Annotated in this window: 27 protein-coding genes and 2 riboswitches; of the genes, 7 read left to right on the top strand and 20 right to left on the bottom strand. The window is 63.5% G+C overall.

The annotated features are described in order from the left end of the window. From BLX42_RS14905 to BLX42_RS14890, 4 genes are all read right to left on the bottom strand, one after another. A partial coding sequence (locus BLX42_RS14905; protein WP_161872071.1) for a DoxX family protein occupies nt 1–193 on the bottom strand: 193 nt, incomplete at its 3' end. 14 nt (nt 194–207) lie between these two features. Next, the gene (locus BLX42_RS14900) at nt 208–828 is read right to left on the bottom strand and encodes a ferric reductase-like transmembrane domain-containing protein (protein WP_161872070.1); all 621 of its coding nucleotides are present in this window, start codon (nt 826–828) and stop codon (nt 208–210) included. Between the two features lie 169 nt (nt 829–997). Beyond that, complete coding sequence (locus BLX42_RS14895) at nt 998–2,284, bottom strand: HAMP domain-containing sensor histidine kinase (RefSeq protein ID WP_161872069.1); 1,287 nt, start codon at nt 2,282–2,284, stop codon at nt 998–1,000. Then, on the bottom strand, nt 2,281–3,021 hold the full coding sequence (locus tag BLX42_RS14890; protein ID WP_039603377.1) for a response regulator: 741 nt from the start codon (nt 3,019–3,021) through the stop codon (nt 2,281–2,283). Before BLX42_RS14890 ends, BLX42_RS14895 begins: the two co-directional genes overlap by 4 nt. Before the next feature lie 217 nt (nt 3,022–3,238). Here BLX42_RS14890 and BLX42_RS14885 point away from each other — a divergent pair, with 217 nt between their 5' ends. Together BLX42_RS14885 and BLX42_RS14880 are read left to right on the top strand one after the other, a co-directional pair. Next, on the top strand, nt 3,239–3,514 hold the full coding sequence (locus BLX42_RS14885; protein ID WP_115275282.1) for a DUF2790 domain-containing protein: 276 nt from the start codon (nt 3,239–3,241) through the stop codon (nt 3,512–3,514). Beyond that, nucleotides 3,504–4,040, top strand: a complete 537-nt coding sequence (locus BLX42_RS14880; protein WP_046787219.1) for a thioredoxin family protein — start codon at nt 3,504–3,506, stop codon at nt 4,038–4,040. Before BLX42_RS14885 ends, BLX42_RS14880 begins: the two co-directional genes overlap by 11 nt. Nucleotides 4,041–4,091: 51 nt before the next feature. Here BLX42_RS14880 and BLX42_RS14875 read toward each other — a convergent pair whose 3' ends face one another. The 4 genes from BLX42_RS14875 to BLX42_RS14860 all read right to left on the bottom strand — a co-directional run bounded on the left by BLX42_RS14875 (nt 4,092) and on the right by BLX42_RS14860 (nt 7,789). Beyond that, nucleotides 4,092–4,940 carry a shikimate dehydrogenase gene (locus BLX42_RS14875; RefSeq protein ID WP_115275280.1) on the bottom strand — a complete coding sequence of 283 codons (849 nt, stop codon included), beginning with the start codon at nt 4,938–4,940 and terminating at the stop codon, nt 4,092–4,094. Next, nucleotides 4,937–5,386 carry a type II 3-dehydroquinate dehydratase gene (gene aroQ / locus BLX42_RS14870; RefSeq protein ID WP_046787217.1) on the bottom strand — a complete coding sequence of 150 codons (450 nt, stop codon included), beginning with the start codon at nt 5,384–5,386 and terminating at the stop codon, nt 4,937–4,939. Before aroQ ends, BLX42_RS14875 begins: the two co-directional genes overlap by 4 nt. Before the next feature lie 189 nt (nt 5,387–5,575). Then, nucleotides 5,576–6,913 carry an MFS transporter gene (locus tag BLX42_RS14865; protein WP_125923270.1) on the bottom strand — a complete coding sequence of 446 codons (1,338 nt, stop codon included), beginning with the start codon at nt 6,911–6,913 and terminating at the stop codon, nt 5,576–5,578. A 192-nt stretch (nt 6,914–7,105) separates the two neighbouring features. After that, nucleotides 7,106–7,789, bottom strand: a complete 684-nt coding sequence (locus BLX42_RS14860; RefSeq protein ID WP_046787355.1) for a FadR/GntR family transcriptional regulator — start codon at nt 7,787–7,789, stop codon at nt 7,106–7,108. 278 nt (nt 7,790–8,067) lie between these two features. Here BLX42_RS14860 and BLX42_RS14855 point away from each other — a divergent pair, with 278 nt between their 5' ends. The 4 genes from BLX42_RS14855 to BLX42_RS14840 are packed head-to-tail and all read left to right on the top strand — an operon-like array spanning nt 8,068 to nt 10,910. Beyond that, the gene (locus BLX42_RS14855) at nt 8,068–8,853 is read left to right on the top strand and encodes a transporter substrate-binding domain-containing protein (protein WP_161872068.1); all 786 of its coding nucleotides are present in this window, start codon (nt 8,068–8,070) and stop codon (nt 8,851–8,853) included. Between the two features lie 22 nt (nt 8,854–8,875). Next, entirely contained in the window at nt 8,876–9,541 is a 666-nt protein-coding gene (locus BLX42_RS14850; protein WP_161872067.1) for an amino acid ABC transporter permease, read from the top strand. Further along, a complete protein-coding gene (locus BLX42_RS14845) occupies nt 9,542–10,189 on the top strand; it encodes an amino acid ABC transporter permease (RefSeq protein ID WP_161872066.1) in 648 nt (215 codons plus the stop codon). Further along, nucleotides 10,176–10,910: an amino acid ABC transporter ATP-binding protein gene (locus BLX42_RS14840; protein WP_119688663.1), complete on the top strand. Its 735-nt coding sequence runs from the start codon at nt 10,176–10,178 to the stop codon at nt 10,908–10,910. Before BLX42_RS14845 ends, BLX42_RS14840 begins: the two co-directional genes overlap by 14 nt. A gap of 21 nt (nt 10,911–10,931) precedes the next feature. Here the strand turns inward: BLX42_RS14840 and BLX42_RS14835 are convergent, their stop codons facing one another. The 3 genes from BLX42_RS14835 to BLX42_RS14825 form a co-directional block, all read right to left on the bottom strand. Then, a complete protein-coding gene (locus tag BLX42_RS14835) occupies nt 10,932–11,708 on the bottom strand; it encodes a ParA family protein (protein WP_161872065.1) in 777 nt (258 codons plus the stop codon). A gap of 96 nt (nt 11,709–11,804) precedes the next feature. Continuing rightward, the gene (locus tag BLX42_RS14830) at nt 11,805–13,388 is read right to left on the bottom strand and encodes a sensor domain-containing diguanylate cyclase (RefSeq protein ID WP_046787210.1); all 1,584 of its coding nucleotides are present in this window, start codon (nt 13,386–13,388) and stop codon (nt 11,805–11,807) included. Between the two features lie 86 nt (nt 13,389–13,474). Next, complete coding sequence (locus BLX42_RS14825; protein WP_119688666.1) at nt 13,475–13,954, bottom strand: hypothetical protein; 480 nt, start codon at nt 13,952–13,954, stop codon at nt 13,475–13,477. Between the two features lie 117 nt (nt 13,955–14,071). Between BLX42_RS14825 and BLX42_RS14820 the strand changes: the two genes are divergently transcribed. Beyond that, a complete protein-coding gene (locus BLX42_RS14820) occupies nt 14,072–14,572 on the top strand; it encodes a GNAT family N-acetyltransferase (RefSeq protein WP_161872064.1) in 501 nt (166 codons plus the stop codon). An 86-nt stretch (nt 14,573–14,658) separates the two neighbouring features. Here the strand turns inward: BLX42_RS14820 and BLX42_RS14815 are convergent, their stop codons facing one another. The 9 genes from BLX42_RS14815 to BLX42_RS14775 form a co-directional block, all read right to left on the bottom strand. Next, on the bottom strand, nt 14,659–15,996 hold the full coding sequence (locus BLX42_RS14815) for an OprD family porin (protein WP_161872063.1): 1,338 nt from the start codon (nt 15,994–15,996) through the stop codon (nt 14,659–14,661). Then, a complete protein-coding gene (locus BLX42_RS14810; protein WP_161872062.1) occupies nt 15,993–16,427 on the bottom strand; it encodes a pseudoazurin in 435 nt (144 codons plus the stop codon). Before BLX42_RS14810 ends, BLX42_RS14815 begins: the two co-directional genes overlap by 4 nt. 16 nt (nt 16,428–16,443) lie before the next feature. After that, nucleotides 16,444–17,232: an ABC transporter ATP-binding protein gene (locus BLX42_RS14805; protein ID WP_161872061.1), complete on the bottom strand. Its 789-nt coding sequence runs from the start codon at nt 17,230–17,232 to the stop codon at nt 16,444–16,446. Continuing rightward, nucleotides 17,229–18,245: an iron ABC transporter permease gene (locus tag BLX42_RS14800; protein WP_161872060.1), complete on the bottom strand. Its 1,017-nt coding sequence runs from the start codon at nt 18,243–18,245 to the stop codon at nt 17,229–17,231. The genes BLX42_RS14805 and BLX42_RS14800 overlap by 4 nt, the downstream gene beginning before the upstream one ends. After that, nucleotides 18,245–19,255 carry an ABC transporter substrate-binding protein gene (locus BLX42_RS14795; RefSeq protein ID WP_119688670.1) on the bottom strand — a complete coding sequence of 337 codons (1,011 nt, stop codon included), beginning with the start codon at nt 19,253–19,255 and terminating at the stop codon, nt 18,245–18,247. Before BLX42_RS14795 ends, BLX42_RS14800 begins: the two co-directional genes overlap by 1 nt. Before the next feature lie 110 nt (nt 19,256–19,365). Beyond that, a riboswitch (cobalamin riboswitch) is annotated at nt 19,366–19,564 on the bottom strand. Between the two features lie 28 nt (nt 19,565–19,592). After that, complete coding sequence (locus BLX42_RS14790) at nt 19,593–20,759, bottom strand: DUF1624 domain-containing protein (protein WP_161872059.1); 1,167 nt, start codon at nt 20,757–20,759, stop codon at nt 19,593–19,595. 203 nt (nt 20,760–20,962) lie between these two features. Beyond that, nucleotides 20,963–23,089 carry a TonB-dependent siderophore receptor gene (locus BLX42_RS14785; RefSeq protein WP_161872058.1) on the bottom strand — a complete coding sequence of 709 codons (2,127 nt, stop codon included), beginning with the start codon at nt 23,087–23,089 and terminating at the stop codon, nt 20,963–20,965. A 112-nt stretch (nt 23,090–23,201) separates the two neighbouring features. After that, nucleotides 23,202–23,408, bottom strand: a riboswitch (cobalamin riboswitch). 46 nt (nt 23,409–23,454) lie between these two features. Continuing rightward, nucleotides 23,455–24,603: an ABC transporter ATP-binding protein gene (locus BLX42_RS14780; RefSeq protein ID WP_161872057.1), complete on the bottom strand. Its 1,149-nt coding sequence runs from the start codon at nt 24,601–24,603 to the stop codon at nt 23,455–23,457. Between the two features lie 19 nt (nt 24,604–24,622). Then, nucleotides 24,623–25,432 (bottom strand): ABC transporter permease, encoded by an 810-nt coding sequence (locus BLX42_RS14775; protein WP_046787199.1) that lies wholly within the window; start codon nt 25,430–25,432, stop codon nt 24,623–24,625. Between the last annotated feature and the right edge of the window lie 3 nt (nt 25,433–25,435).

The raw sequence follows: 25,435 nt of genomic DNA, 5'->3' as shown, positions 1-25,435 counted from the left end.
AGTTAAACTCCGCTGGCAGCAGGCTGAAGGGCAGAGGGAAGCTCCCCTGTATATCGCCGAACCAGTTGCTGCCGTTGAATTTCTCCAGGCCGGATTCGAAGAACTCCCAGGCCAGAAACATCCGCAATGGCAAATCAGCGCCCCAATCTGCAAGACTGTCGAGGGGGGGCAGGGTGCGAGTCAGCGTGGTCATGGTCTGTTCTCTCTTCAGGAAAGGGCCGTGGCGTTACGGCGCTTGTACAGCGCCAGCTTGGCGGTGAGCTTGAGGGCGATGGCGGTGAACATCAGGGCAAAGGCCAGCGGATACCAGCCACCCATGGGAATGCGTTTGTAGAACGACAGGCAGAACACGCCGGCCAACACCCACATGCCGGTGCTGTGCAAGGCTTTCCAGGCACGGCCGCCGAGCAGGCGCATGCTCGGCTTGAAGGAGGTAAGGGCCAGCAACAGCAGGAACAGGTAGGCGATGCTGCCTGGCAGGCTGGAGGTAACGGTGCGGCCGGCCCAGAACAACTCGGGAAAGTGCTGGGCGTAGCGGTAGATCAGCAGGCCGTGCACGGTGTGCGAAAAGGCAAAAGCCAGCCCCAGGAAGCGCCGCTCGCGCAAAACGCGAAGGCTGCTTGGGCCGGGCAGCAAGGCCACCAGCGTCGAGGCCAGGAACGTCATCAGGAACAGGGCGAAGGAACTGCGTGCGGTAGCGCGGATAGCGCTGCGCAGGCCGTCGGAACCGAGCGGGTGGCTGGCCAGGACCACGGCGGTCATGAACAGAGTAAGGCCGGCCAGGACGGTGAACAGCTTCCAGCCGGAGGGAAGGGCGATGGCTCTCATCGAAGAGGCTCCCGGTGTGTCAAAGTGTGACCGGGAGTGTGGCGGCACGGCGTATCTGCAGTGTGTCGGTGCAGGCTGTATTGTGTATCGGAATGTAGTGACAGGTGGTGTAGGCCAATTTCACCCGTGCAGGCGCGGCGCTCAGCACCGCGTCAAGGACGGCAGCGTTTCACTTCAGCTCGATTTGTGCGCACAGGCCTCCGCCCTGGCGATTGCTGAGGACCAATTGCCCGCCCATGGCCTGCATCAGTTGGTGGGCGATTGCCAGGCCCAGGCCGGTGCCCCCGGTACTGCGGTTGCGCGAGCTTTCCACCCGATAGAAGGGTTTGAGCACTTCGCCGAGCTCTTGCTGGGGGATGCCAGGGCCTTCGTCCAGCACGCGGATCACGATACGTCCCTGCTCACGGCTGACCTCCAGTTGCGCCTTGCCGGCGAACTTCAGGGCATTGTCCAGCAGGTTGACCAACACCCTGCGCAGCGCATGCGGGCGCGTTTCCAGCAAACTGCCGGTACTGCCGTGGCGCTCGACCTGCGCGCCGCTGTCCTGGTAATCGAACACCACGCTGTCGAGGAACGCGTCGAGGTTGATGCGGCAGGGCGGCTCGGTGTTGATATCCATGCTGCGGGCATAGGCTACGCCTTCGCGGACCAAGTGCTCCATGGCATCCAGGTCATGCCACAACTTGTCCCTCTCGACTCCCTCGTCCATTACCTCGACCCGGAGTTTCATACGCGTGATCGGGGTTTGCAGGTCATGGGAAATCGCTGCCAGCAACTGCATGCGCTCCTTGAGGTAGGCAGCGATGCGCGCCTGCAAGGCGTTGAAGGCGACAGCGGCGAATTTCACCTCGCGCGGGCCGCTTTCGTCCAGCAACATGCCGGGCTTGTCCGGGTCGAGGTCGTCAAGCGCCTTGACCAGGCGTGTCAGCGGGCCGATGGCCAGGCGCACGGCCAGCCAGGTACAGAACAGCAGCACGGCAAGCTGAATGAGCAGCACCAGCGGCAGCCAAGTGGCGATCGGCACGGGGGCCGGGGTGACATCGATGGTCAGCGGGGCGCCGTCGGCCAGACGCAGGTGGGCCTGGAAGTGTGCGTTAGGGCCAGGTATCTCCTGGAAGGTCAGGCGATACTGGCTACCGATGGCCTTGACGATCGAGTCGGCGGCCATGGGCGGGTCGTCGCTGGGCATCGCCGCACCCGTTACGCCAGCGTCCAGCCGATAGCGATAGGTGCGCCGCTCCAGGCGGGGCAGCCAGGCCGGGCGTTCAGCGGCGGGCAGGCGGTCGAGGATGGCCACCGAAGTGGCGACGTCCTGTTCCAGATTGCTGAGCATCATCGAGCGGCTGCTGATATAGCGCTCATAGGCCTGCAGGCTGAACGACAGTCCGTAGGCCAGCACCAGCCCGGTGATGAAGATCAGTGCCAGGCGCGAGGCGAGGGTGCGCGGCCACTTCATGATGGCGACTCGAGCAGTTGCACTGGCAGCGAGAACACATAACCTTCGCTGCGCACCGTCTTGATGCAGCTGGGCTCGCGCGCGTCGTCGCCCAGGCGCTGGCGCAGGCGGCTGACCAGCAGGTCAATGGAACGATCGAAGATATCGGCCTCGCGGCCCTGGGTCAGGTTGAGCAACTGTTCGCGGCTGAGAACCCGTTGTGGGTGGTCGAGGAACACGCGCAACAGGCGGTATTCGGCGCCACTGAGGGCCACCAGCGTGCCTTCGCTGTCGAGCAGGTGGCGCGCGGTGGTATCCAGACGCCACTGGCCGAAACGGATCAGGCGGCCGCTTTCGCTGATGGTCAGGTTGGGCGGCAGCATGCGTGTGCGGCGCAGCACGGCATTGATGCGGGCCAGCAGTTCACGGGCTGAGAATGGCTTGGTCAGGTAGTCATCGGCGCCCATCTCCAGGCCGATGATGCGGTCGGTCTCGTCGTTGCGCGCGGTCAGCATCAGCACAGGCGTATTGCGGTGCTTGCCGGCGCGCAGTTCGCGGCACAGCAGCAGGCCGTCATCGCCCGGCATCATGATGTCGAGGACGATCAGGTCGACGCTGTTGGCTTCGAGGAAGGCGCGCATCTGCCGGCCGTCGGCGACGATGCTGGTGCGCAGGCCGTTCTTCTTCAGGTAATTGCCGACCAGTTCGCGGATTTCGCGGTCGTCGTCGACGATCAGGATGTGATCGACATGTTCCATCGGTGGGGTCCTGTGCAAGGGGAATGGGCGCAGTGTACCGAGCAGGTATGAGCTTGCCTGCAGAGGTTTGTATTGCAGTGTATCTGGCCATGCAACAGATACAGCAGGAGGCAGGGCGCAGGGTCGGGTGACACATGCCCGATACCTGGCGAGCGTGAAATGGCTCTCACCGGGGAACACAACTCCCCACCCTCAGAAGATCCACAGGAGCGATGCCATGAACATGAAAACCCTCGCCAGCGCCAGCCTGTTCGCCGTGCTCAGCCTCGGCACCCTGGCTGCCCAGGCATCCACGCAGCCGATGGAGGATGCCAGCGTCATGCAGTACCGCTACGGCGACCGGCTGGATATACAGAAAGTGCTGTCGGTGAAGGATGATCAAAGCGATGCCTGTGGCCTGGTCAACACCCGCATGGATTACATCAACTCCCAAGGCCAGCGCCAGAGTGTGCAGTACCGCACCTATGCCACGAGCGGTTGCCATGACAACTGAGCGCCGCTTGTTGTTGAAAGTGGGCGGCGTCGCCTTGGCGCTCTTGGGCCTGGGCCTTGCCGGCCACCTGGCAGCCCGCGACAGTTATGGCGCGATGCCATCGCTGTCCGGGGCCAGTGAGTGGATCAACTCGCCAGCGCTGGATACCAAGGGGCTAAAGGGCAAGGTAGTGCTGGTGGACTTCTGGACGTGGGACTGCATCAACTGCCAGCGCAGCCTGCCGCACGTCAACGACTGGGCCCGGCGGTACGCCGATCAGGGGCTGGTGGTGGTGGGCGTGCACACGCCGGAGTACGACTACGAGCATGATGTCAGCCAGTTGAAACGCAAGGTGGCCAGCCTGGGGATCGCTTACCCGGTGGCGGTGGACAACGATTATCGGGTTTGGAATACCTGGGGTAATCAGTTCTGGCCAGCGCACTACTTTGTTGATCGCCAGGGCCAAGTGCGGCATGCGCACTTTGGTGAAGGTGACTACGACGGGCAGGAGAAGGTGATAAAGGCGTTGCTGGATGAAAAAGGCTGAGGTGTTTACCGTTCCTTTCGCGAGTAAACCCGCGAAAGGAACGGCACGGGCTCAACCGAAGCTGGCGAAATGCGCCTGCATGCGCTCGGCATTGGCCTGGCGGCCACTGAACAGTTCGAACGCTTTCACCGCCTGGAACACAGCCATGTTGCTGCCATCCAGGGTCCGGCAGCCCAGTGCCCGTGCCGCGCGCAGCAGCTCGGTTTCCAGCGGGAAATAGATGATCTCCGCCACCCACAGCCGGGCATGCAGCAGCTCGACCGGCAGCGGTGTGCCCGGCAGTTTGGCCATGCCGACCGGCGTGGTGTTGACCAGCCCGTCCGCTTCGGCAATCTCAGCCGCCAGGTCCGTGCCCACAATGGCTCGACCTGCGCCGAAATGGCCGTTGAGGTTGTCGACCAGCGCCTGGGCACGCGCTGCATCCACTTCGAACAGCACCAGCCGCTCGACCCCTTCGCCCAGTAATGCATGGGCCACTGCCGAGCCAGCACCGCCGGCACCCATCTGCACCACCTGCCGGCGCGCGACGTCGGGCAGGCCGCGGCGCAAGCCCTCGGCGAAGCCCAGGCAGTCGGTGTTATGGCCTACACGCTTGCCGTCCTTGAGGACCACGGTGTTGACCGCACCGATACCCCTGGCCTCATCGGACAGCTCGTCGAGCAGCGGCAGGATCGCTTGCTTGAACGGGTAGGTGATATTGAGCCCGGTGAAGCCTGTGTGCTGGGCCGCTTCGAGCAATTGCGCCAAGGCGCTGTCTTCCAGTTGCAACTGGTCGGCGTCTATCAGGCGGTAGAGGTAGCGTAAGTCCTGCGCATCGCCTTCATGTTCATGCAGGGCAGGGGTGCGCGACAGTTGAATACCACGGCCGATCAGGCCGGCAAGGATGGCCGGCTGAGTCATGCTGCCTGCTCCTGGAGCATTTCGGCGAAGTGCGCCAGAGCCATGCGGTAGCCGTGGCTGCCCAGGCCGCAGATCACACCAACCGCGATCGACGAGACGAACGACAGGTGACGGAACGGCTCGCGCTTGTGCACGTTGGAGAGGTGCACTTCGATCACTGGCACCTCGCTGGCGACCAGCGCGTCGCGGATGGCCACCGAGGTGTGGGTCCAGGCACCGGGGTTGATCACGATACCGGCGCAGCGACCACGGGCAGCGTGGATCCAGTCGATCAGGTCGCCTTCGTGGTTGGTCTGGCGAAATTCGATATCCAGGCCGTGGGCCTGCGCGGTGTCTGCGCAGCTCTGAGCCAGGTCAGCAAGGGTTTCACGGCCGTACTGGGCAGGCTCGCGGGTACCCAGCATGTTCAAGTTGGGGCCGTTGAGCACGAGGATAAGGGGCTTCATGGCGGGCATCACTTTGTTGTTGTTGAATGCCCGTATGTTTGTACCACCTGGTTAGTTTCGTCAATTGGGTTGGCTGTCGCATAGTGGAAAGTGGGCGATTATCGGACGCAGACCCCAGCGTTCTTAGCGCGGGTGTGCCCTTTGAAGGCGCCTCTTGTTACGAAAGGGCTGCAAAGGCAGCCCCACCTCTCAAATGGTGCGGGCGGCCCCACGACCCACTTCATCCCCGGCTGTTTCTTCATGCAACGATATTCGCGAGGTTTCTGGCAGCGCCAGCCCACCCACCAGCGCCACCAGTGCGATGACCACCAGGTAGAACGCTGGCGCCAGGCTGCTGCCGGTCTGTCCGATCAGCCAGGTCGCCACCAGCGGTGCGGTGCCGCCAAACAGCGTATAGGCCACGTTGTAGGTAATCGCCGATGCGGTGTAGCGCGTACGGGTCGGGAAACTCTCCGAGAGCAACGCGGCGGTCACCACACCACTGCAAAGTGCCCCCACCGCCAACAGGATGACCCCCACCAGCGCAGCCGTCACCGACCCGGAACTGGCCAGCCAATAAGCCGGGAATACACAGACCATTACCCACAGGCAGGTGAAACCAATGGTCTTGCGCCGCCCGACCCGGTCCGAGAACGCGCCGGCCAGCGGACAACCGATGGCGGCGAACACCAGCGCTACCGTGGTCACCAACAGCGACTGGGCGCGTGTCAGGTTGCCGACCATTTGCAGGTAGGTGGCGAAGTAGGTAGTGAACATGTAGAACGACAACGCTGTAAGCGAGATGAAGGCACCCAGATTGCGGATGGCCCGGCCGTGGTTACGCAACGTGTCCTTGAGCGGCGAATGCTCATGGGTCTTGCCTTGAGCGATGGCCTCGCGAAATGCCGGGGTTTCCTCCATGCGCCAGCGCAGGTAAAGGCCCACCAGGCCCAGCGGCGCCGCCACCAGGAACGGTATGCGCCAGCCCCAGGCCGCCATCGCTTCGGCCGACAGGCTTGCCTCAAGGCCGTAGGCGATCACCGCCGCACAGGCGAAGGCAGAGAAGGTCGACACGGGCACGAAGCTGCCATAGAAGGCCCGCTTGTTTTGCGGTGCGTGCTCCATCAGGTACGCACAGGCACCTGCATACTCACCGCCTGCGGAGAACCCCTGCAGGCAGCGCGCAAGGGTCAGTAGCGCGGGGGCGGCAAGGCCGATGCTGGCGTAGGTCGGCAGCAGGCCTATCAGTGTGGTGGAGCCGGCCATCAGCAGGATGGTCAGTGACAGGATGCGTTTGCGTCCCAGCCGGTCACCCAGCGCTCCGAACACGATCCCGCCCAGTGGCCGCAAGGCGAAGGCCACGGCGAAAACGGCAAAGGTCTTCAGCAAGGCCACGCTGGCATCGCCGCTGGCGAAGAACTGGCTGGCGATGATCGTTGCGAGAAAGCCGTAGACGGCAAAGTCGAACCATTCGACGAAGTTGCCGATGGCCGAGGCGGCAATGACCCGGCGCAGGGTGGCGGGGGATACCTCGTGAGATGCGGACATAGGGAAACGCTCCGGTTTCAAAGGCAGCCTGGCGGATTAGCGAAGCGGTCTGGCCGCTTCGTCGTTGTTGTTGCAGGCAGTAAACCGGCGCGGGCGCGAGGGCGCTTCTTCGAGGGCGACGCCCAGATATCTGTTTTGACCGCGTGAGCCCCTTCGTGGCCAAGCTGTGGTCAGCCCGGCAATGGGTGGGCGTTACACCGAAAACACCACCCCGGTACGCGAAGCCGCATTGCGAATATGCTCCTGCATCGCCTTTTGCGCCGCCGCCTGTGAACGGCGAGCCAGGGCGCGCAGGATCTTGCGGTGCTCCTGCCAGGTTTCCATCGCCCGTTCCGGGCGGATGAAGGGCAGCTTCTGGCTTTCCAGGAATATCTCCTGGCTGGCGGTGATCACCTGCAGCATGGCGTGGTTGCCGCAGGCTTGCAGCAACTGCTGGTGAAAGGCGAAATCCAGCCGTGCGGCGGCTTCGAAGCGGCCCGCGCGCAATTCCTGATGCATCGCCTCTACATTCACTTCCAGGCGATCGATGTCGTCCGCAGTCAGTGCCAGTGCCGCCTGCCCGGCAGCGAAACCTTCCAAGGCGTAACGCAGCTGGAAGGTGTCGCTCGCAGAGACCTGTTCGGCATACGGCCAGGCAAATGCCGAAGGCGCTGGCGCCTGCACGAACACACCCTTGCCCGGCTGCACGCTCACCAACCCCAGAGCGCTGAGCGAGGACAGCGCTTCTCGCAGAGAGGCCCTGCTGACCCCCAATTGCTCGGCAAGGTCGCGCTGCGAGGGCAGGGCATCGCCGGGCTGATAGCCGCCGTCTTCGATCAATTTGCGGATGCCTTGCAGGGCCTGTTCGGGGACGGCGCGGGGTAGGGTGTCGAGCATGCTGTTCAGACCGGTCGGAGGGCGATGACCTTGGCTTTTTACGGCCATTGTCAGGCGCTTGCAAGCATTGCTCCGCGCTGATGCAGGCAAATGCGGCCTTGCACAAAAGCGGGGCGTGACGGCGTCGGGGTAAGCGGGCAGGCAGGCAACTGTTCAGACCAGTAAGACCGTTCAGCTCAGGGCTTGCGCACCTTAAGCCAGTGCCAGCACGGACGTTGGCATGGCCCGTGCACTGGCCAGCCAGCACTCTTTTCCCTGGTTACCTGCGAGGCCACACCATGAAGACATTCCGCACCTTGTTCCTGGCCAGCCTGTTCTGCAGCAGCGCCCTTGTGCTGCCAACCGCCCAGGCTGATGCCCTGGCCGACATCAGCGCCCGTGGCGTGCTCAAGGTGGCAGTGCCCCAGGACTTCCCGCCTTTCGGCTCGGTCGGGCCAGACTTCAAACCCCGTGGCCTGGACATCGACACTGCACAACTGCTGGCAGACAAGCTGGGTGTGAAGCTGGCCCTGACCCCGGTAAACAGCACCAACCGCATACCGTTCCTCACCACAGGCAAGGTCGACCTGGTGATTTCCAGCCTCGGCAAGAACCCGGAGCGTGCGGCAGTGATCGATTTCTCCCGGCCCTATGCGCCGTTCTACCTGGCCGTATTCGGCCCGGCCGAGGTGGACATCGCGGGCATCGACGCCGTCGCTGGCAAGACCATCAGCGTCACCCGCGGCTCGATCGAGGACATGGAACTGAGCGCCGTAGCGCCAAAGGGGGCGGTGATCAAGCGCTTTGAAGACAACAACTCGACCATCGCCGCCTACCTCTCTGGCCAGGTCGAACTGATCGCCAGCGGTAGCGTGGTAATGGCCGCCATTGCCCAGAAGAACCCGGCCAAGGTGCCGGTGGTCAAGGTCAAGCTCAAGGACTCGCCCGTTTATGTGGGCCTGGCCAAGAACGAGCCGGCGCTGCTGGACAAAGTGAACGCCACGCTCGAAGCCGCCAAGGCCGACGGCAGCCTCAACCGCAATGCCGAAAAATGGCTGAAGCAGCCGCTGCCGGCCGACCTCTGAGCTGTACCCGGAGTTTGCCACCATGGCCTATGAATTCGACTTCGCCCCCGTGCTGGCCCAGGCCCCCCTGTTGCTCAAGGGCGCCTGGTTCACCCTGCAACTGACGGTGGTCGGCACCTTGCTGGGCGTGGCCATCGGCGTGCTCGGCGCGGGGGTTCGCGCCTGGCGTGTGCGCCCCTTCGACATGCTGTTTGGCCTGTACGTGGAACTGATCCGCAACACGCCCTTCATCGTCCAGCTGTTCTTCATCTTCTTCGGCCTGCCGGCGCTGGGCATTCGCCTGAGCGAGTGGCAGGCGGCGGTGCTGGCCATGGTGATCAACCTGGGTGCCTACTCCACCGAGATCATCAGGGCGGGCATCCAGGCCATTCCCAAAGGCCAGCTGGAAGCTGCCGCGGCCTTGGCCATGAGCCGCTTCGAGGCGTTTCGCCATGTGGTATTGCAGCCTGCCCTGGCCAAGGTATGGCCGGCACTGACGAGCCAGATCGTGATCGTCATGCTCGGCTCGGCGGTGTGTTCGCAAATCGCCACCGAGGAGCTGTCGTTCGCCGCCAACTTCATCCAGTCGCGCAATTTCCGTGCATTTGAAACCTACCTGCTGACCACCGTGCTGTACCTGATCATGGCCATCGCCTTGCGCCAGTTGCTGGCATGGGTTGGGCAACGTCTGCTGATGGGGAGACGCTGAATGGAATTCACCTTCTGGGACATCCTGCGCAACCTGCTGATCGGCCTGCAGTGGACCTTGCTGTTGTCGCTGGTGGCCTTCTTCTTCGGTGGCCTTGCAGGGCTGCTGGTGCTGGTCGCACGCATTTCTCAATGGCCGTGGCTGCGTGGCCTGGCGCGGGGCTACATCGAGCTGTTTCAGGGCACGCCATTGCTGATGCAACTGTTCATGGTGTTTTTCGGCATTGCCTTGTTCGGCCTGGATGTGTCTGCCTGGATGGCGGCTGCCATCGCCCTGACCCTGTTCACCAGTGCGTTTCTCGCAGAGATCTGGCGCGGCTGTGTCGAGTCCATTCCAAACGGCCAGTGGGAAGCGTCCGGCAGCCTGGCGCTGAGCCGCATGGAGCAGCTGCGCCACGTGATCCTGCCACAGGCGTTGCGCATTGCCGTGGCACCGACCGTGGGCTTTTCGGTGCAGGTGGTCAAAGGCACGGCGGTCACCTCGATCATCGGTTTCACCGAGTTGACCAAGACCGGCGGCATGCTGGCCAACGCCACCTTCGAGCCGTTCATGGTCTACGGCCTGGTTGCGCTGGGCTATTTCATCCTCTGTTACCCGCTCTCGCTGAGCGCCCGTTATCTGGAAAGGAGGCTGCATGCCCCTGCTTAGAGTGTCCGCGCTGCACAAATACTACGGCGACAACCATGTACTCAAAGGCGTTGACCTGAGCATCGAAGAGGGCGAGGTGGTAGCGATCATCGGCCGCAGCGGTTCGGGCAAAAGTACCTTGTTGCGCACGCTCAACGGCCTTGAGTCGATCAGCGATGGCGTGATCGAAGTGGACGGTGAATACCTCGATGCCGGCCGCGCCGACTTGCGCGCGCTGCGCCAGAAAGTGGGCATGGTGTTCCAGCAGTTCAACCTGTTCCCACATCTGAGCGTGGGCGAGAACGTGATGCTCGCGCCGCAGGTGGTGAAGAAGGCCAGCAAGGCCCAGGCGCGCCAGCTGGCTGAGCAGATGCTGGCGCGGGTGGGCCTGGCGGAGAAGTTCGATGCCTACCCCGACCGGCTTTCCGGAGGCCAGCAACAGCGGGTGGCGATCGCGAGGGCGCTGGCCATGTCGCCCAAGGTGCTGCTGTGCGACGAGATCACCTCGGCGCTCGACCCCGAACTGGTCAACGAGGTGTTGGGCGTGGTGCGCCAGCTGGCCAGCGAAGGCATGACCCTGATCATGGTCACCCATGAGATGCGCTTTGCCCGCGAAGTGGGCGATAAACTGGTGTTCATGCACCATGGCAAGGTGCATGAAGTGGGTAACCCGCGTGAAGTGTTCGCTGCACCGAAAACGCCCGAGCTGGCCAATTTCATAGGCTCAGTGGTATCGGCCTGAGCCTGCATCATTGAGTGCAGCTCAGGCGGCCCGCTCCAGCACATCGAGCAGGTCGACGAACTCCATCGCCAGTTTGTGCCGCGGCGCCAGGTGTACCAGCGGTACCGACGCCAGGTGCGACTCTCGCATCTTGATCGAGCTGCTCAAGTACACCGGCAGCACGGGCATGCCTTCGCTGCGCAGTTGGTCAACCAACGTCTGGTGCAATGCCGTGCGGCCGGCGAACTGGTTGACCACGACGCCTTCCACTTGCAGCGCCGGGTTGTGGTCCAGGCGCAGCTCCTCGACCTCGGCCATGACACTGTGCAGCGCCTGGCGCGAGAAGCTATCGCAGTCGAACGGGATCAACAGGCGCTCAGCCGCAACCAAGGCGCTGAAGGTATAGAAGTTGAGCGCAGGCGGGGTGTCGATGTAGATCCGTTCGTAGTCCTCGCCCAGCTCCAGCAACAGCTTGCGCAGCTTGTTGATCTTGAACTTGCTCTCAAGCTTGCTCTGCAAGTCGCTGAGGTCGGGGCTGGCGGTCACCAGGTGCAGGTTGCGGTAGCGGGTTTCGGTGATGGCCACCCGGTGCTTCTTGCCAGCAGCGGTGACGGGCGACAGCGTCTGGCGAAAGAAGTCGGCGATGCCGGCGGGGATGGCGTCGTTGGTGAGGCCAGTGAGGTAGTAGGTGGCGTTGGCCTGTGGGTCGAGGTCGACCAGCAACGTGCGATAACCCTCCGCGGCACTGGCGGCGGCAAGGTTGCAGGCGATGCTTGACTTGCCCACGCCACCTTTCTGATTGAAAACCACACGACGCATTAGACGCTCATCCATGAAGAAGGGAAATGTCAGGTTGGGGTCAATCCTATGACCAATACACGACAGTTTTATGACAATACTTGTTACATCTTTCCTTCAGTGCCCGCCAGCTTCGCTGCACACCTGATTTCGCCCTCCGCGCTTGGCCCGGTACAACGCGCTATCCGCCTGGCTGAGCGCTGCACCCGGCTCGCGATCCTGCTTGGCGTGCCAATGCGCCACCCCCAGTGAGATGGTCACAGCGCCTACCGGTTCTATCGCGGTGTCCTGCACCATCACGCGCAGTCGCTGCGCCACCGTTGTCGCGACTACCAGGCCGGCCCCCGGCAGCAGCATCAGGAACTCCTCCCCACCGGTCCGGCACAGTAGGTCACCTTCACGGCAACAGCCGCGCATGATTGCGGCCAGGCGCTGTAGTACCTGGTCCCCGACATCATGCCCATGCCCATCGTTGATCCGTTTGAAGTGGTCGATATCCAGCACGATGACCGAAAACGCGCGGCCTTCGGCCTCCAGCAGCGATAGCTTGAATTCCAGGCTGCGGCGGTTGCCCAGGCCGGTCAGCGGGTCGGTCTGAGCATCGCGGTTGAGCCGGCCGATGCGCTCTTGCAAGAGGTTCAGGCCGAACAGCATGGCCCGTTTCAGTTCAGCAGCCTCGAAGTACCAGGCATGTACCCTGTGCAGCCGTTCGGCGTTGCCGGTGCGGTCCATGGTGCGGGCGCCGGCGGCCAGTTGCCAAAGTGGCCTGGCGATGGTCAACGCCAGCCACCACAGCAGCAGGCTGCCCACCAGTGCCAGGGGGGCCGAGATGCCCATGACAGTGAGAATCAGATGACTCAACGGCGCCACCGTTTGCGCCAGCGGTTGTTGCGCCACCACGCCCCAACCGGTACTGGGCACTGTGGCGAAGCCCGCCAGCATGGCTACCCCTTGGCTATTGATGACCTGCCGCGTGCCGTGCTGCAGTTCGGTCAGCTGGTCGATCAGGGTATTGCCTTCGACCACGCTGCCTACCCGTTCGGCATTGGGGTGATAGAGCAGGCGGCGGTTGCGATCGACCACATAGAGGTAGGAGCCGTCCTTGTAGAAATGCTCGCCCAGGAGGCTGTTGAGTATGTTGCGTTCGCGCAGGTACAGGCTGCCGCCGACATAGCCCAGGTAGCGGCCGTTGGCATCGAAGATCGGCTGCGACAGCGCCACCACCAGGTTGTTGGCCGCCGACAGGTAGGGCGTCGACACCAGGGGCCGGCGCTCGCGCAATGCCTCTTCAGTACCGGGCGTCTGTACCTTGCGGCCAAGGTAATGGCGCAGCGCAGCGGGTGAAATCGCCCTCACGATACCTTCGGCATCGACCACGAAGGTGGAGTTGAAGGCCATGCTCTGGCGCAGCAACCGTGTGGTTTCTGCTTCCAGCGCAGCGCCGTCGGCCAGTTGCCGCCCCTGCACACTGGCGCTGAATGACAGCTGTTGCAAGGCAGTCGCGATGAAGGTTTCGGTGATTGCCGCCAGCTTCGCCGCATATACCCGGTTGGCCTCCAGGGCGTTATCGATCAGCAACTGGCGCTGCACCCGGTAGCTGGCGAAGTAGCTGGCACAGAGCATCACCAGGGCTGTGAGTGTGCAAAGGCTGAGGATCAGCGTGCGCAAGTCCAGGCGCAGTCCATGCTTGGCGTGTGGCAATCCAGACCTCACTGGCGCAAAAGAAATAACCTTACTCGTTATGGGCTTGCACCGCTACGGGAGGGATGTGGGGCTGTCGCAATCGTTCAGGAACCGGCGTTTTCCAATGCGTCCAGCTCGTCCTGCACCCGTTGCAGGCGCTGCGCTGCGAGTGCCTGGGCCTTTTCATCGCGTGCTGTCTCGCGCATCAGCCGGGTAAGTTTCGCGCTCAGTTGCTGGCCGTCCTCGGTCTGCTCCAAGGCCTTGGCCTTTGCCGGGTCCCGAGTCACCTCGACGATAGTGGCGAACTCGGCGTCGCTGAAGTTCTTTTCGCTGTAGAGCTTGAACAGGTCCTGGCGCTGATCCTCGACCGTGAGGTGCTTGCGCAGCACGCTGCGGATTGTTTCTTCGTCGAGTCGCGGGTGGCTGCGGGTCAGCAGCAACGCCATGCGGTCTATGTTGTGCTCATAGGCCTCCTGCAAGGGCAGGCTGGCCACGATCTGCTCTTCTCGAGTCGGTTTCTGGTCGCAGGCGGTGAGGGCAGCGGCGAACAGCAGGGGCAGCAACAACTTGCAGAGGCGGGGCATGGGCTGGCCTTGGGCGCGTTTCAGGCCGGGGATTATAGCGAGGTCGGGCCGACCATGCATTGCGCCGTCCGATGCTGTAGGGTAGAAACACGTTCCCCAGGCCATCGCTTCAACCCCATGCCCGACTGGACCTTCCAAACACCCGGCCGTGACGCCATCGATGAAGTCGTTGCCTTCGTCGACAGTGCCCGACGCGAGCTCTTCCCCATGCTCGCCCATTTGCCTTTGCCCAAAGACCTGGCCCATTTCGAGGCGACCTACCTCGATGGCGACGGGCACTTTCTGGAAGCCCGTGATCGTGGCACGTTGATCGCAGTCATTGGCTACCTGCCCTATGACCATCGCTTCCACCAGCTCGACTACCACGGCAAGCGCGTCGTCGAAATCGTGCGCCTGTTCGTGCTCCCCGAATACCGGCGCAACGGCCTGGCCGCGGCACTGTTCCAGGCCTTGCGTGAGCACGCCGTCGGGGCAGGTGTTGAGTGTCTGTACCTGCACACCCATCCGTTTCTGGCAGGGGCGATCCGGTTCTGGGAGCGGCAGGGCTTCACGGTGATCAACGTAGAGGATGACCCGGTGTGGCGGACTACGCACATGGAACAGTGGCAGGCGGTTTAGGAGCTTTCCTGCTTTGCAGTGACGAGGGTGGATACCCGCAACGCCAAGGGCCTCATCAAACCGGCGCACAAGGAGGATGAAACCACTCAGAGCCCGCCCGACAACGGCCACTCCACGGCCAGGCGGATCTGGTTGCCGTCCAGTTCCGCCTGCGCCGTATCCCCGCGGTGCACATTGTGCCTCAGTGAAAACGCCGTGCCCTTGGCCTTGCCACTCTGTACCACATACCGCGCCTCAAGGTCCCTCTCCCAGTGTTTGCCACCCTTGCCATAGCCCAGGTACGCATACCCGCCGTTGGGGTCCACGTGCGTGCCATCGATATCGAACCCGCGCACATACAGCGCCGTCAGGTTCAACCCCGGCACCCCATAAGCGCCCATGTTCAGGTCATAGCGCGCTTGCCAGGACTTTTCGTTGGGTGCGTTGAAGTCAGACATCTGCACGGCGTTGGCAATATAGATTGCACCGCGGGTCACGTAGTCGAACGGCGTGTTGCCATCCACCTGCTGCCAGCCCAGGCTGAAAGCATGGGGGCCTTGGCTATAGCGCGAGACCAGGCTCCAGGTGGTGTTGTCGATGCGCCCGGACAGCGCTTTGCCGGTGTCGGTGGTGCGGTACAGGTTGAGGTCCAGGCTCAGGCTGCGCCGGTCATCCAGTGCATGGGTGAGGGTGCTGCCCAGGTAGTGCTGGTTCCAGGTGTCTTCATAGCGGGAGGTGTACAGGCTGGCGCTCAAGGCAGCGCTGGGGGTCCACACCGCACCGGCGAGGTCGAAGCTGTTGCCCTGGCGGGCGTTGGAGTAATTCACCACGAAGCCCTGGTCATGGCTTGAAGCATTGCGGTCGGTGCTTTCGTTGAAGTGCCCGGCAACCAGCTTGACCTTGTCGATTTCATTGCTGGTGAGAAAGAACCCGGTGGCGGTGCCGGGTAGCAGGCGGCTGTCGGAAGAGCTGAATACCGGCGTCTTCACCCGCTGCTCACCATAGGAAAGCACGGTGTCGGACAGGCGAAGCTTCAAAGCGGCACCGCCGCGGCTGTATTCGTTTTTAGGGTGACCATCGTTGTCCACACCGAGCAGGCGAGCCTTGCCGGTTCGACCTCCACCGCTGTCGAGTTGTACGCCAAGGTAGGCATGGGCATCGACGCCAACACCGATCAGGCCCTGGGTAAAACCGGACTGGAATGTACCCATCAAACCGTAGGCCCATTCCTCGGCCAGGCCATTGCGTTCGCTGCGCGGTTTGTAGGCATTGCGGGCGGCACTGTTGCGCCCGCCATGCTTGTAGTCACGCTGGTCGTAGACCGTGCGGTTGAGGATGCTCCAGCTGCTGTCTTCGACCAAGCCGTTGCTCTGCGACTGTGCGGATTCCGCCAGCGCCAAGGACGCCAGGCCCAGCAGTGGCAGGGCCAGAAGCAAACGGTTCATTGGCCGGCCTCCAACTGCTGCAGTTGGGCTGCCAGGCGCGCACGTGCCCGCGCAGGCAAAGCCGCTGGCAACTCGGCCAAGCCGGTATCGCCCACCTGGATCAGCATCACCATGCCCATGGCCAGGTGTGGGATGCACTGGATGCCGTACACCCCAGGCACCGTAAAGGTCTGCTCGAAGGGCTGGTTCAGCTTGCTCTTGAAAGCCTCGGCGCCTACCGGCAGCAACCCGGGCAGGCTGGCCGCGTTGTGGCCGCTCTGGGTCGGCACGAAACGTACCGTATCACCCGGTGCGATACGCAGGTGGTCGGGCTCGTAGACCATGGCACCGGCCGCGCCGCGGGTGAGCATCTTCACTTCGTGCACGTCGGCCTGCGCGGCGAAAGGTAGCAGAGCGTTGGCGAGCAGCAGGACGGTAGTGCGCAACAGCATGCGGGAGCTTCCTGGTTCAGGGGGCGCGAAAGCGCAGGATGCGCGCGCCGTCGAAGGGGTCGGTGAGGTAGTGGGCATGTACGCCGAAGGTGCTCAGCAAACGCTCGGGGGTCAGTACCTCCAGCGGCTTGCCGAGGGCGACTAATCGGCCGTGTTCGAGCACCGCCACGCGGTCGCAGGTCAGCGCCTGGTTCAGGTCGTGCAGGGCCACCAGGGTGGTTACCGGCAGCGCCTGTACCTGTTGCAACAGGCTCAGCTGGTGCTGGATGTCGAGGTGGTTGGTCGGCTCATCGAGCAGCAGTACCTGCGGGCGCTGGGCAAGAGCGCGGGCAATGTGTACGCGCTGGCGTTCGCCACCGGACAGCGAGCTCCAGATGCGCGTGCGCAGGTGCGAGGCATCGAGGTCGGCCAGGGCCTGCTCGACGACCGCGCGATCCTCCTGGGAAAACGGCGCCAGGGCGGACAACCAAGGGGTGCGCCCTAGCGCCACGGCATCGAACACGCTGATGGCGTCGAGGGTGTCGGCCTGTTGCTCGACCAGCGCCAGGGCCTGGGCGATGCGCCGGCGCGGCAGGCGCGCAAGCGGCTCGCCGAGCAATTGCACGCTGCCGCTATGCGGCGTGCGCAGCCCGGCCAGCAGTTTGAGCAGGGAGGATTTGCCGGAGCCATTCGGGCCAACGATACCGAGGGTTTCACCTGCGGCGATCGTCAGGTTGATATCGCGCAGAACGGGGGTGCCCGACAGTTGCAAACTCAAGCCCTGGCAGGCTAGCGGGGCGACCTTTGGGGGTGTCATGGCCGTCATGCGCGCCCCCTGCGGCTGACCAGGATCAACGCAAACACAGGTGCGCCGATCAGCGCTGTGACCACGCCCACTGGAATCACCTGGCCGGGGATCAGCGTGCGTGAAAGCATGTCCGCAGCGATCAGGAACAGCGCACCGCCCAGGGCGCTGGCCGGCAGCAGGCGGCTGTGGCCTGGGCCGAGCAACAGGCGCAGGGCATGCGGGATGACCAGCCCGACAAAACCGATGGCGCCGACGATGGACACCATCACTGCCGTCACCAGCGCCGCGCAACTGATCAGCAGCAACTGGCTGCGCCGCACTGCAATGCCCAGCGACGCCGCCGAATCGGTACCGAAGGTGAAAGCGTCCAGTGTGCGCCGGTGCCACAGGCACACCACCAGCCCGAACAGCGCCACCGGCAGCGCCAGCCATACTGACGGCCAGCGCACGCCACTGAGGTTGCCCAGCAGCCAGAACAGGATGCCGCGAGCCTGTTCGGCCGTGGCCGATTTGGTGATCAGAAACGCCGTCAGGGCGTTGAACAGTTGCGAGCCGGCAATCCCTGCCAGGATCACTTGGGCGTTGTTGCTGCTCGGGCCGGCTGCGCGGGCCAGCACCAGGACCAGGGCGAAGGCCGCGCCGGCGCCGACGAAGGCGCCGCCCGACATGCTCAGGGCAACGCTGCCCAGGCCCAGCAGGCCCACCAGCACGGCGCCGGTCGAAGCCCCGGCCGACAGGCCCAGCAAATAGGGTTCGGCCAGCGGGTTGCGCAGCAGCGCCTGCAGGATCACCCCACAGGTCGCCAGCCCTGCGCCACAGGCTGCGGCGACCAGCGTGCGGGTCAGGCGGTAGTTCCAGACGATACCGGCGTCGATCGGGTCGACCGGGTAACCGGCCTGCCACAGGTGGTTGGCCAGTACCTGGTACACCACGCAGGGGGGCACGGTGGTCTCGCCAATGGCGGTGCCGGCAAGCAGCGCGCCGAGCAGGGCAACCAGGGCCAGGGCACAGCAGGGCAGCATACGGTTCATCACGGCGCCGCTTTACCGCTGGCGAAGGCTGCCGACAGGGTCTGCAGGCCCCGGAACAGGCGGATACCGGCCTGCATGGCATCGGCGTCGAGGATGATGATGCGGTTGTTTTTCACGGCATCCATGTGCTGGGTTACCGGGTCGCTGCGCAGGAATTCGAGCTTCTTCTGGTAGTCGTCGGCCGGAAAGCGGCGGCGATCCATGCGGGCGATGATCAGCCACGTAGGGTTGGCCTTGGCGATGGTTTCCCAGCCCACCGTGGGCCACTCTTCGGTGGACTCGACCACGTTGCGTACACCCAGGGTGCGCAGCATGAAGTCCGCCACGCCCTGGCGGCCCGCAACGTAGGGGTCGATGTCGAGGTCGGCGCTGGAGAACCAGAACAGTGCCGAAGTCTGGCTCAGGTCTTTGCCGGCCAGTTGTTGCCTGGCGCTGTCCAGGCGCGCCTTGAGGTCGCTGTTCAGTGCCACGCCGCGGTCCTGGACGTCGAAGATTTCCGCCAGCTGGCTGACGCTCTTGTAGATGCTCTGGACCTGAAACGCCTGTAGTCGCGTGCCATCGGCCCCCACCAGGTTGTCCTTGCCTTCGCAGTCCGAGGGCAGCAGATAGGTGGGGATCTTCAGTTCGTTGAACTGCTCACGGGTCGCGACCACGCCCTGGGCGCCGACCATCCACTCGAACTGCACCGCCACCAACTCTGGTCGCTTGCCCACCACTGCTTCGAAGCTCGGATCGTTGTCGGCCAGGCGCGGCACCTTGTCGTTCTGCGCCTTGTATTCGGGCAAGACGTTGTTGAACCACAGCGATGTGCCGGCCAGTTTGTCGCCCAACCCCAGCGCGTAGAGGATTTCGGTGCCGGCCTGGCCGATGGTGACTGCGCGCTCGGGGGCGTGGGTGAAGGTCTGCGGCATGCCGCAGTTGTCCACGGTCAGCGGGTAGTGCGTGGCGGCGGCCTGAGCCGCGCCGGTTAGGCTCAAGCCGGCGAGCAGGGTGGCGAAACGGGACAGCATGCGGGGCGATCTCCTATCGGACAGTTCACGGAAGGAACGCACGGACAGGCATCGCCGCGCCCCTGCAGGCGACAAGGGCAACTCTGATGGCCAATCCCGGACACCCCGCCGGTTGGTGAATGTAAGCCGGCAGGTCTCCTGACTGGTGCGTCATCACCCGGCTCCGGCCTTCCCGGATCAACTGATCCAGTGGCATCGATGGAGCGGGCTCGGCACCTACAGTTGCGGGGGCAGTTCCGTTTGGCGCGCCTGGGCGGCCTGGGATTCCCTATTATTTCCGTGGTGGAAACCGGCGGCCCGCATGGTAGACCATCAGGCAGCCGGTGAAAACGCTAAATCAGAAGTACTTGAGCCAGGTGATGTCGCGTCGTTGCGCCTTTAGCCTGGCGAACCAGCGCACCGGCAGGTACAGCGCCATGGCCAGCAGCACAGTACCCAGCCACACCGCGCCAATGCCGTCGAAGCCGAAGTAGTCGCCGTGATTGCGGCCGAACAGGGCGACGCTGGCCAGGTACATCAGTTTCAACACGTACAGGTGCAGCAGATAGAAGAACATCGGTGCCGCGCCAAACACCGCCAGGGCACCGATCCAGCGGGCTTGCCCTGCGCGCTCAAAGGCGCGCAGCAACAGCAGGCCGCAGCCCAGGGTCAAGGCCAGGAACAACAACGAAGGCGGGTATTTGGTGATGTTGAAGAAACTCATCACGGTCTGGGTAAGCGTCGGGTAGCCGCTCCACGGCGCTTCGCCGTAGCCATTGAGCATGCGCAGCGCCATGAAGCCGAGCAGGGCGATGACCCCTGCCAGCAGCAGGCGGTACTGACGCTGGCCGGCATCGCTGCCACGGGCGAACCAAGGGCCCAGGCCATAGCCCAAGGCAATGACGCCGATCCACGGCAGTACCGGGTAGGAGGTGCGCAGGCGCAGGCTTTCAGAGAGCTCCAGCCAGCCACGGTCATGCAGGATCGCCCACGGCACATGCATCGCCGACTCAGCGCCAAAGTTCAGGCCGTCGAGCAGGTTGTGCCCGGCGATGATCACTGCGCCCAGCACAACCAGCGCCGGGCGCGGCAGCCATACCAGCAGCGACAGGGCGATCATGCTGACGCCGATTGCCCAGATCACCTGCAGGTAGATGACACTGGGCGGCAGCTGGAAGGTCCAGGCGAAGTTCACCAGGGTGAACTCCAGCACCACCAGGAACAGGCCGCGCTTGAACAGGAACGCCGAGACATCGCTGCGGCCCTGATACTTCTCGCCGTACAGCCAGGCTGACAGGCCAGTGAGCAGTACGAACACTGGTGCACACAGGTGGGCCAGGGTGCGGCTGAAGAACAGGGACGGGTCGGTGGCGTCGATGCTCATCGGGTCGCTGACCTGGCGGTGCAGGAAAAATGTCTCGCGGACGTGGTCGAGCAGCATGAACAGGATCACCAGGCCGCGCAGGGCATCGATGCTCTGCAGGCGCTGAGTGAGCAGGGTTGGGGTGGCGGCGGCACTTGTCATGGAGGGGTCGCAGGCAGGAATGGATGTCAAATGAAACGTTATCTTATAACTATTTCATTTGTGCCGGGTAGTGGTTTTTGCAGTGGCGGTTCAGCCGTCATCGCCGGCAAGCCAGCTCCCACTGGGTTTGCGCTGAGCTCGAGAGCAGCGGGGGCCCCGTGTGGCCGGCTTGCCGGCGATGAGGCCGATACAGTCAGCTCAAATCAGAAGCTGTAATCCACTGTCGCGAAATACGACCGCGGCGTGCCCATGATCCATTGCGTGCCACTGAACGCCGAAGCCACATATTCACGGTCAAACAGGTTGTTTACCTGCAGCACCAGGCGCACATCCGGTAACAGCTGCCAGCCGATGTTGGCATCGACCACGGTATAGCCCGGCGCACGCTGAGTGTTGGCCGTATTGGCATAGCGGTCGTCCACGTACCGTGCGCCAATGCCGGCCTCCACTTGCTGGCCGAAGCCCTTGGTCAGCCATAGGTTGGCAGTACGCCGTGGCACGTTGGACGGGCGATTGCCGGCGCGATCCTGTGTTACACCGGCCACCATTTCGTCGAACTCATCGTATTTTGCGCGCACCAGTGACGCATTGGCTGAGACCTGCCACTGCTGCGGCAAGGCCAGCTCAAGGCTCGCCTCCAGGCCGTCGGAGGTTTGTTGCCCGGCCTGCTGCTTTTCATGGGTGATAGGGTCATCCACCAGCAGCTTTTTCTTGACGATGTGGTAGGCCGCCAGCGTCCATTCACCACGGCCTTCCCAGAAGCGCTGCTTCAGGCCCAGCTCGGTCTGCTTGGACTCGGTGAGGTCGTAGTTCATTTGCGCAGGGTTGAGACTGATCAGGTTGTTCACCCCGTCCTCGCTGGTGGAGTACTGGCCGTACAGCGCCAGGTCGTCACTGATGGCGAACACCAGCCCTGCGCGCCAGTTGCCACCTTGCAGGCTGCGGTCGCTGCGCGTGTCGTCGGTGAGGTTGTTGCGGTCAATGTGGTTCTGGTCTCGACGCACGCCGGTCACCAGCGACAGGCGATCAGTCAGCTGCAGGCGGTTTTCGGCGAACAGAGCGAAGGTGTGGGTCGTGGACAAGGTTTGCGGTCGCAGGGGCGAAGCACTGTGGAACCAGCCAGGGGCTGGATGCCACGGGTCGATATAGTCGCCGCCGACATCGTTGTACGGCGAGTTGCTGTCAACGTTGAAGCGCACCTTATTGTACTCGGCGCCAACCATCGTCCTGCTGGCAAGCCCGAACAGCGCATGGTCTAAGGTGAACGTCTGGCGATCGCCTATCTGCTCCTGATCATGCTTGATCTGCAGGTAGCTCTGTCGCAGCAGCTGTTGGCGGTCGGCGTCCCAGCTGTAATCCTCGGCATTGCGCCAGTGCCGGCGGCTCTTGATGTAGTACAGCTGGTTGCTGGCACTGAGCTGGTCACTGATGGCCCAGTCAGTGGTGAAGCGGGTCCATTCGTCATGGTAGCGCTGCACGTCATTCTGAATGTTGTAGTTCTTCTTGCGCAGGCTGCTGCGGTAGTGGCCGTCGATCAGCGGCGTACCGTAGTAATTGGCGGGCTCGGCGTCGCCGCGCTCGTGGGCCAGGGTAAAGCTCAGGTCGTCAGTGGCATCGAATCGCAGTGCGGCACTCAGGGCAAGGCTGCGCGAGTTGGTGCGGTCGACCCAGCCATTGCCAGCCTGCTGGTCAAGGGTCAGGCGGTAACTCAGGCGCTTGCTGAGGCTGCCACCGCTGTCCAGGCCTAGTTGCTGGCGGTCCCAGGAACCATAGCCAAGGCGCAGGTGGTTGTGAATGTCGCCGGTGAACGGCTTTTTCGGGATGACGTTGATCACCGCGCCGGTGGCGCCCTCACCATACAGTACCGAGGCCGGGCCCCGGATCACATCGATACGCTCTACCATCCACGGGTCGACTGGAAAGGTCTGGGTGCCGGCCCCGGTATACAAGCGTGCGCCGTCGAACAGGGTCATCACTGAACCGTGTCCGGTAAAGCCGCGCGCCGAAAGGCCGGTGCCGCCATCGCCCGGGCTGCCGATGAAGGTGATGCCCGGCGAGCGGGTCACGGCCTCCTGCACGGTGAGGTTGTTGCGCTGCTGGATCTGTTCGGCGGTGATGCTCGTGGTGCTGGCCGGTGTTTCCAGGGCGCTGAGGTTCAGGCGTGAACCGGCCTGGGTCGGCGTGGCGAGGTCGACCTTTTGCTCAGCGCGGGTGTCGGTGATGGCTGTGGATGGCAGCGCCAGCGCAGGGTTGTCGTGGTCATCGGCCAGGGCCGGCAGGGCGACCGCCAGGCAGGCTGCCAGAGGGTGAAGCTTGAAGAAACGGGACATGTCTTTCCACTGCTGCAGGAATGAATGGATCCCGGTGGAAAACACGCAAAGGCACAACCACCGCAGGCGCAGACGCGCACGCGGATACCGGCCTGCGCCCGCCCACCGCGGGTTGCCAAGTGAAGCTTCAGGCCGGTCTCCGGGCTTGCGAGGGTCATGAGGCCTTCACCTTCCCATGCGTGTGCACAGTGGTGTGTCGAAGGCTTCGCTCGCTTACCGTTGCGGGGGCAGCGCCGGACTTGTCGTGAACCACGACGCACCGGCTTCCCGTTTCACCCTGCGCGCGGCGGCGCAGGACACCTGAAACTGGCGCGCATATGACCATTGGTCGGGATACGCGTCAATCATTTACCTGCTGCTGATGCTCAGTGCGCGCCGGCCGACTTGCTCAGGTCGCTTTGCGCCCATTCGGTGTAGATGCAGGCGTCTGCAACCGCCCAGCGGACCTTCACGGTGTCTCCGGGCTGCATGGACATACCCGCAGCCGACAGTGCTTTCACGGTCAGTTCAGTACCGCCCGGGGTCATTACATGGCAGGTCTGGCTTTCGCCGAGGAACAGCACTTCGCCAACCTTGGCAAGCACTTCGTTCCAGCCCGCTGGCAACGGCTCGCGTGCAGCCTGGTCGGCGGTGAGTGCCAGGGCCTTTTCCGGGCGTACCATGATCAGCGCATCTTGGCCTGCCGCCAGGCCAGGCGTCAGGCGGATCGCCACTGGCTGGCCTTCGAAACTGCCGGCACCGTTGCTGCTGGCCGTGATGCGCAGGAAGTTGGAGTTGCCCAGGAACGAGGCGACAAAGGCGTTGGGCGGGTTCTGGTAGAGGTCATAGCCGGTGCCCAGGCCGACGATCTTGCCGTGGCTGAAGATGGCGATGCGCTGGGACAGGCGCATGGCTTCTTCCTGGTCGTGGGTGACGTAGACGATGGTGATGCCCAGCCGGCGGTGCAGCTGGCGCAGTTCATCCTGCAGGTCTTCGCGCAGTTTCTTGTCCAGCGCGCCGAGTGGCTCGTCCATCAGCAGGATGCGTGGTTCGTACACCAGGGCGCGGGCAATCGCCACACGCTGTTGCTGGCCGCCCGACATCTGCGAGGGTTTGCGGTGGGCGAACGCCTCCAGTTGTACCAGCTTGAGCATGGCGTCGACCCGCTTCTTGGTTTCTGCCGCGCCGAGCTTGCGGATGGCCAAGGGGAAGGCGATGTTGTCACGCACATTCAGGTGCGGGAACAGCGAGTAACGCTGGAACACCATGCCGATGTCGCGCTTGTGCGGTGGCACATTCACCAGCGACTGGCCCTCGACCAGAATCTCGCCGTTGCTGGGCGTCTCGAACCCGGCCAGCATCGACAGGGTGGTGGACTTGCCCGAGCCGCTGGAGCCGAGGAAGGTGAGAAACTCGCCGTCCTGGATTTCCAGGTCGAGATTATCCACGGCGGTGAAGTCACCGTAATGCTTGTTCAGGCCGCGCAGGCTGACCAGGGTCTTGTTGTGCGCGTTGTCTTTGATCACTGCACTCATTGTTGTTTTCTCCGGGCGCTCAGGCGTTCGTTTCGGTGCGCCGGCGCAAGGCGGCGGCAATGACCATGACCATCAGCGACAGGCCGATCAGCAGCGTCGAGGCGACGGCGATCACCGGGCTCAGGTCCTGGCGCAGGGTGGTCCACATCTTCACGGGCAAGGTTTGCAGGTCGGGGCTGGCCATCATCACGCTCAGTACCACCTCGTCCCACGAGACCAGGAAGGCAAACAGGCCGCCGGCGATCATCCCCGGGCGAATGGCCGGGAAGGTCACCTTGAAGATCGCTTGCAGGCGTGAGGCGCCGCAGATCACCGCGGCATCCTCGATCGACTGGTCGAACAGCTTGAGCGAGTTGATGATCGAAATGATGGTGAAGGGCAGGGCGACGATCACGTGGCTGACCACGAAGGCGAACAGCGTGCCGGTATAGCCGAGCTTCAGAAACAGTGCATACACCGCCACGGCAATGATCACCAGCGGCACGATCATCGGCATGGTGAACAGCCCGTAGAGCATTTCGCGGCCGGGGAAGCGGCCACGCACCAGGGCGAATGCAGTAGGCAGGCCCAGCAGCACGGCGGCGATGGTGGTCAGCACGGCGACCTTGAAGCTGGCCAGGGCGGCGTCCATCCACTCCGGGTTGGCGAAGAACTGCGCATACCACTTGAAGGTCCAGCCTGGTGGCGGGAAGACCAGCCACTGCGATGAGCCGAACGACAGCAGGATGATGAACACTACCGGCAGCAGCAGGAACGCAGCAATCACGCCGGTGGTCAGGTACAGGCCCGTGCGCAGCGGGCGCCCCATGGCATTGGGAGACAGAAGCATGGC

Source organism: Pseudomonas sp. SG-MS2 (assembly GCF_009933855.1).
Taxonomy (GTDB): Bacteria; Pseudomonadota; Gammaproteobacteria; order Pseudomonadales; family Pseudomonadaceae; genus Aquipseudomonas; species Aquipseudomonas putida_E.
This window is presented reverse-complemented; position numbering and strand designations above follow the sequence as displayed.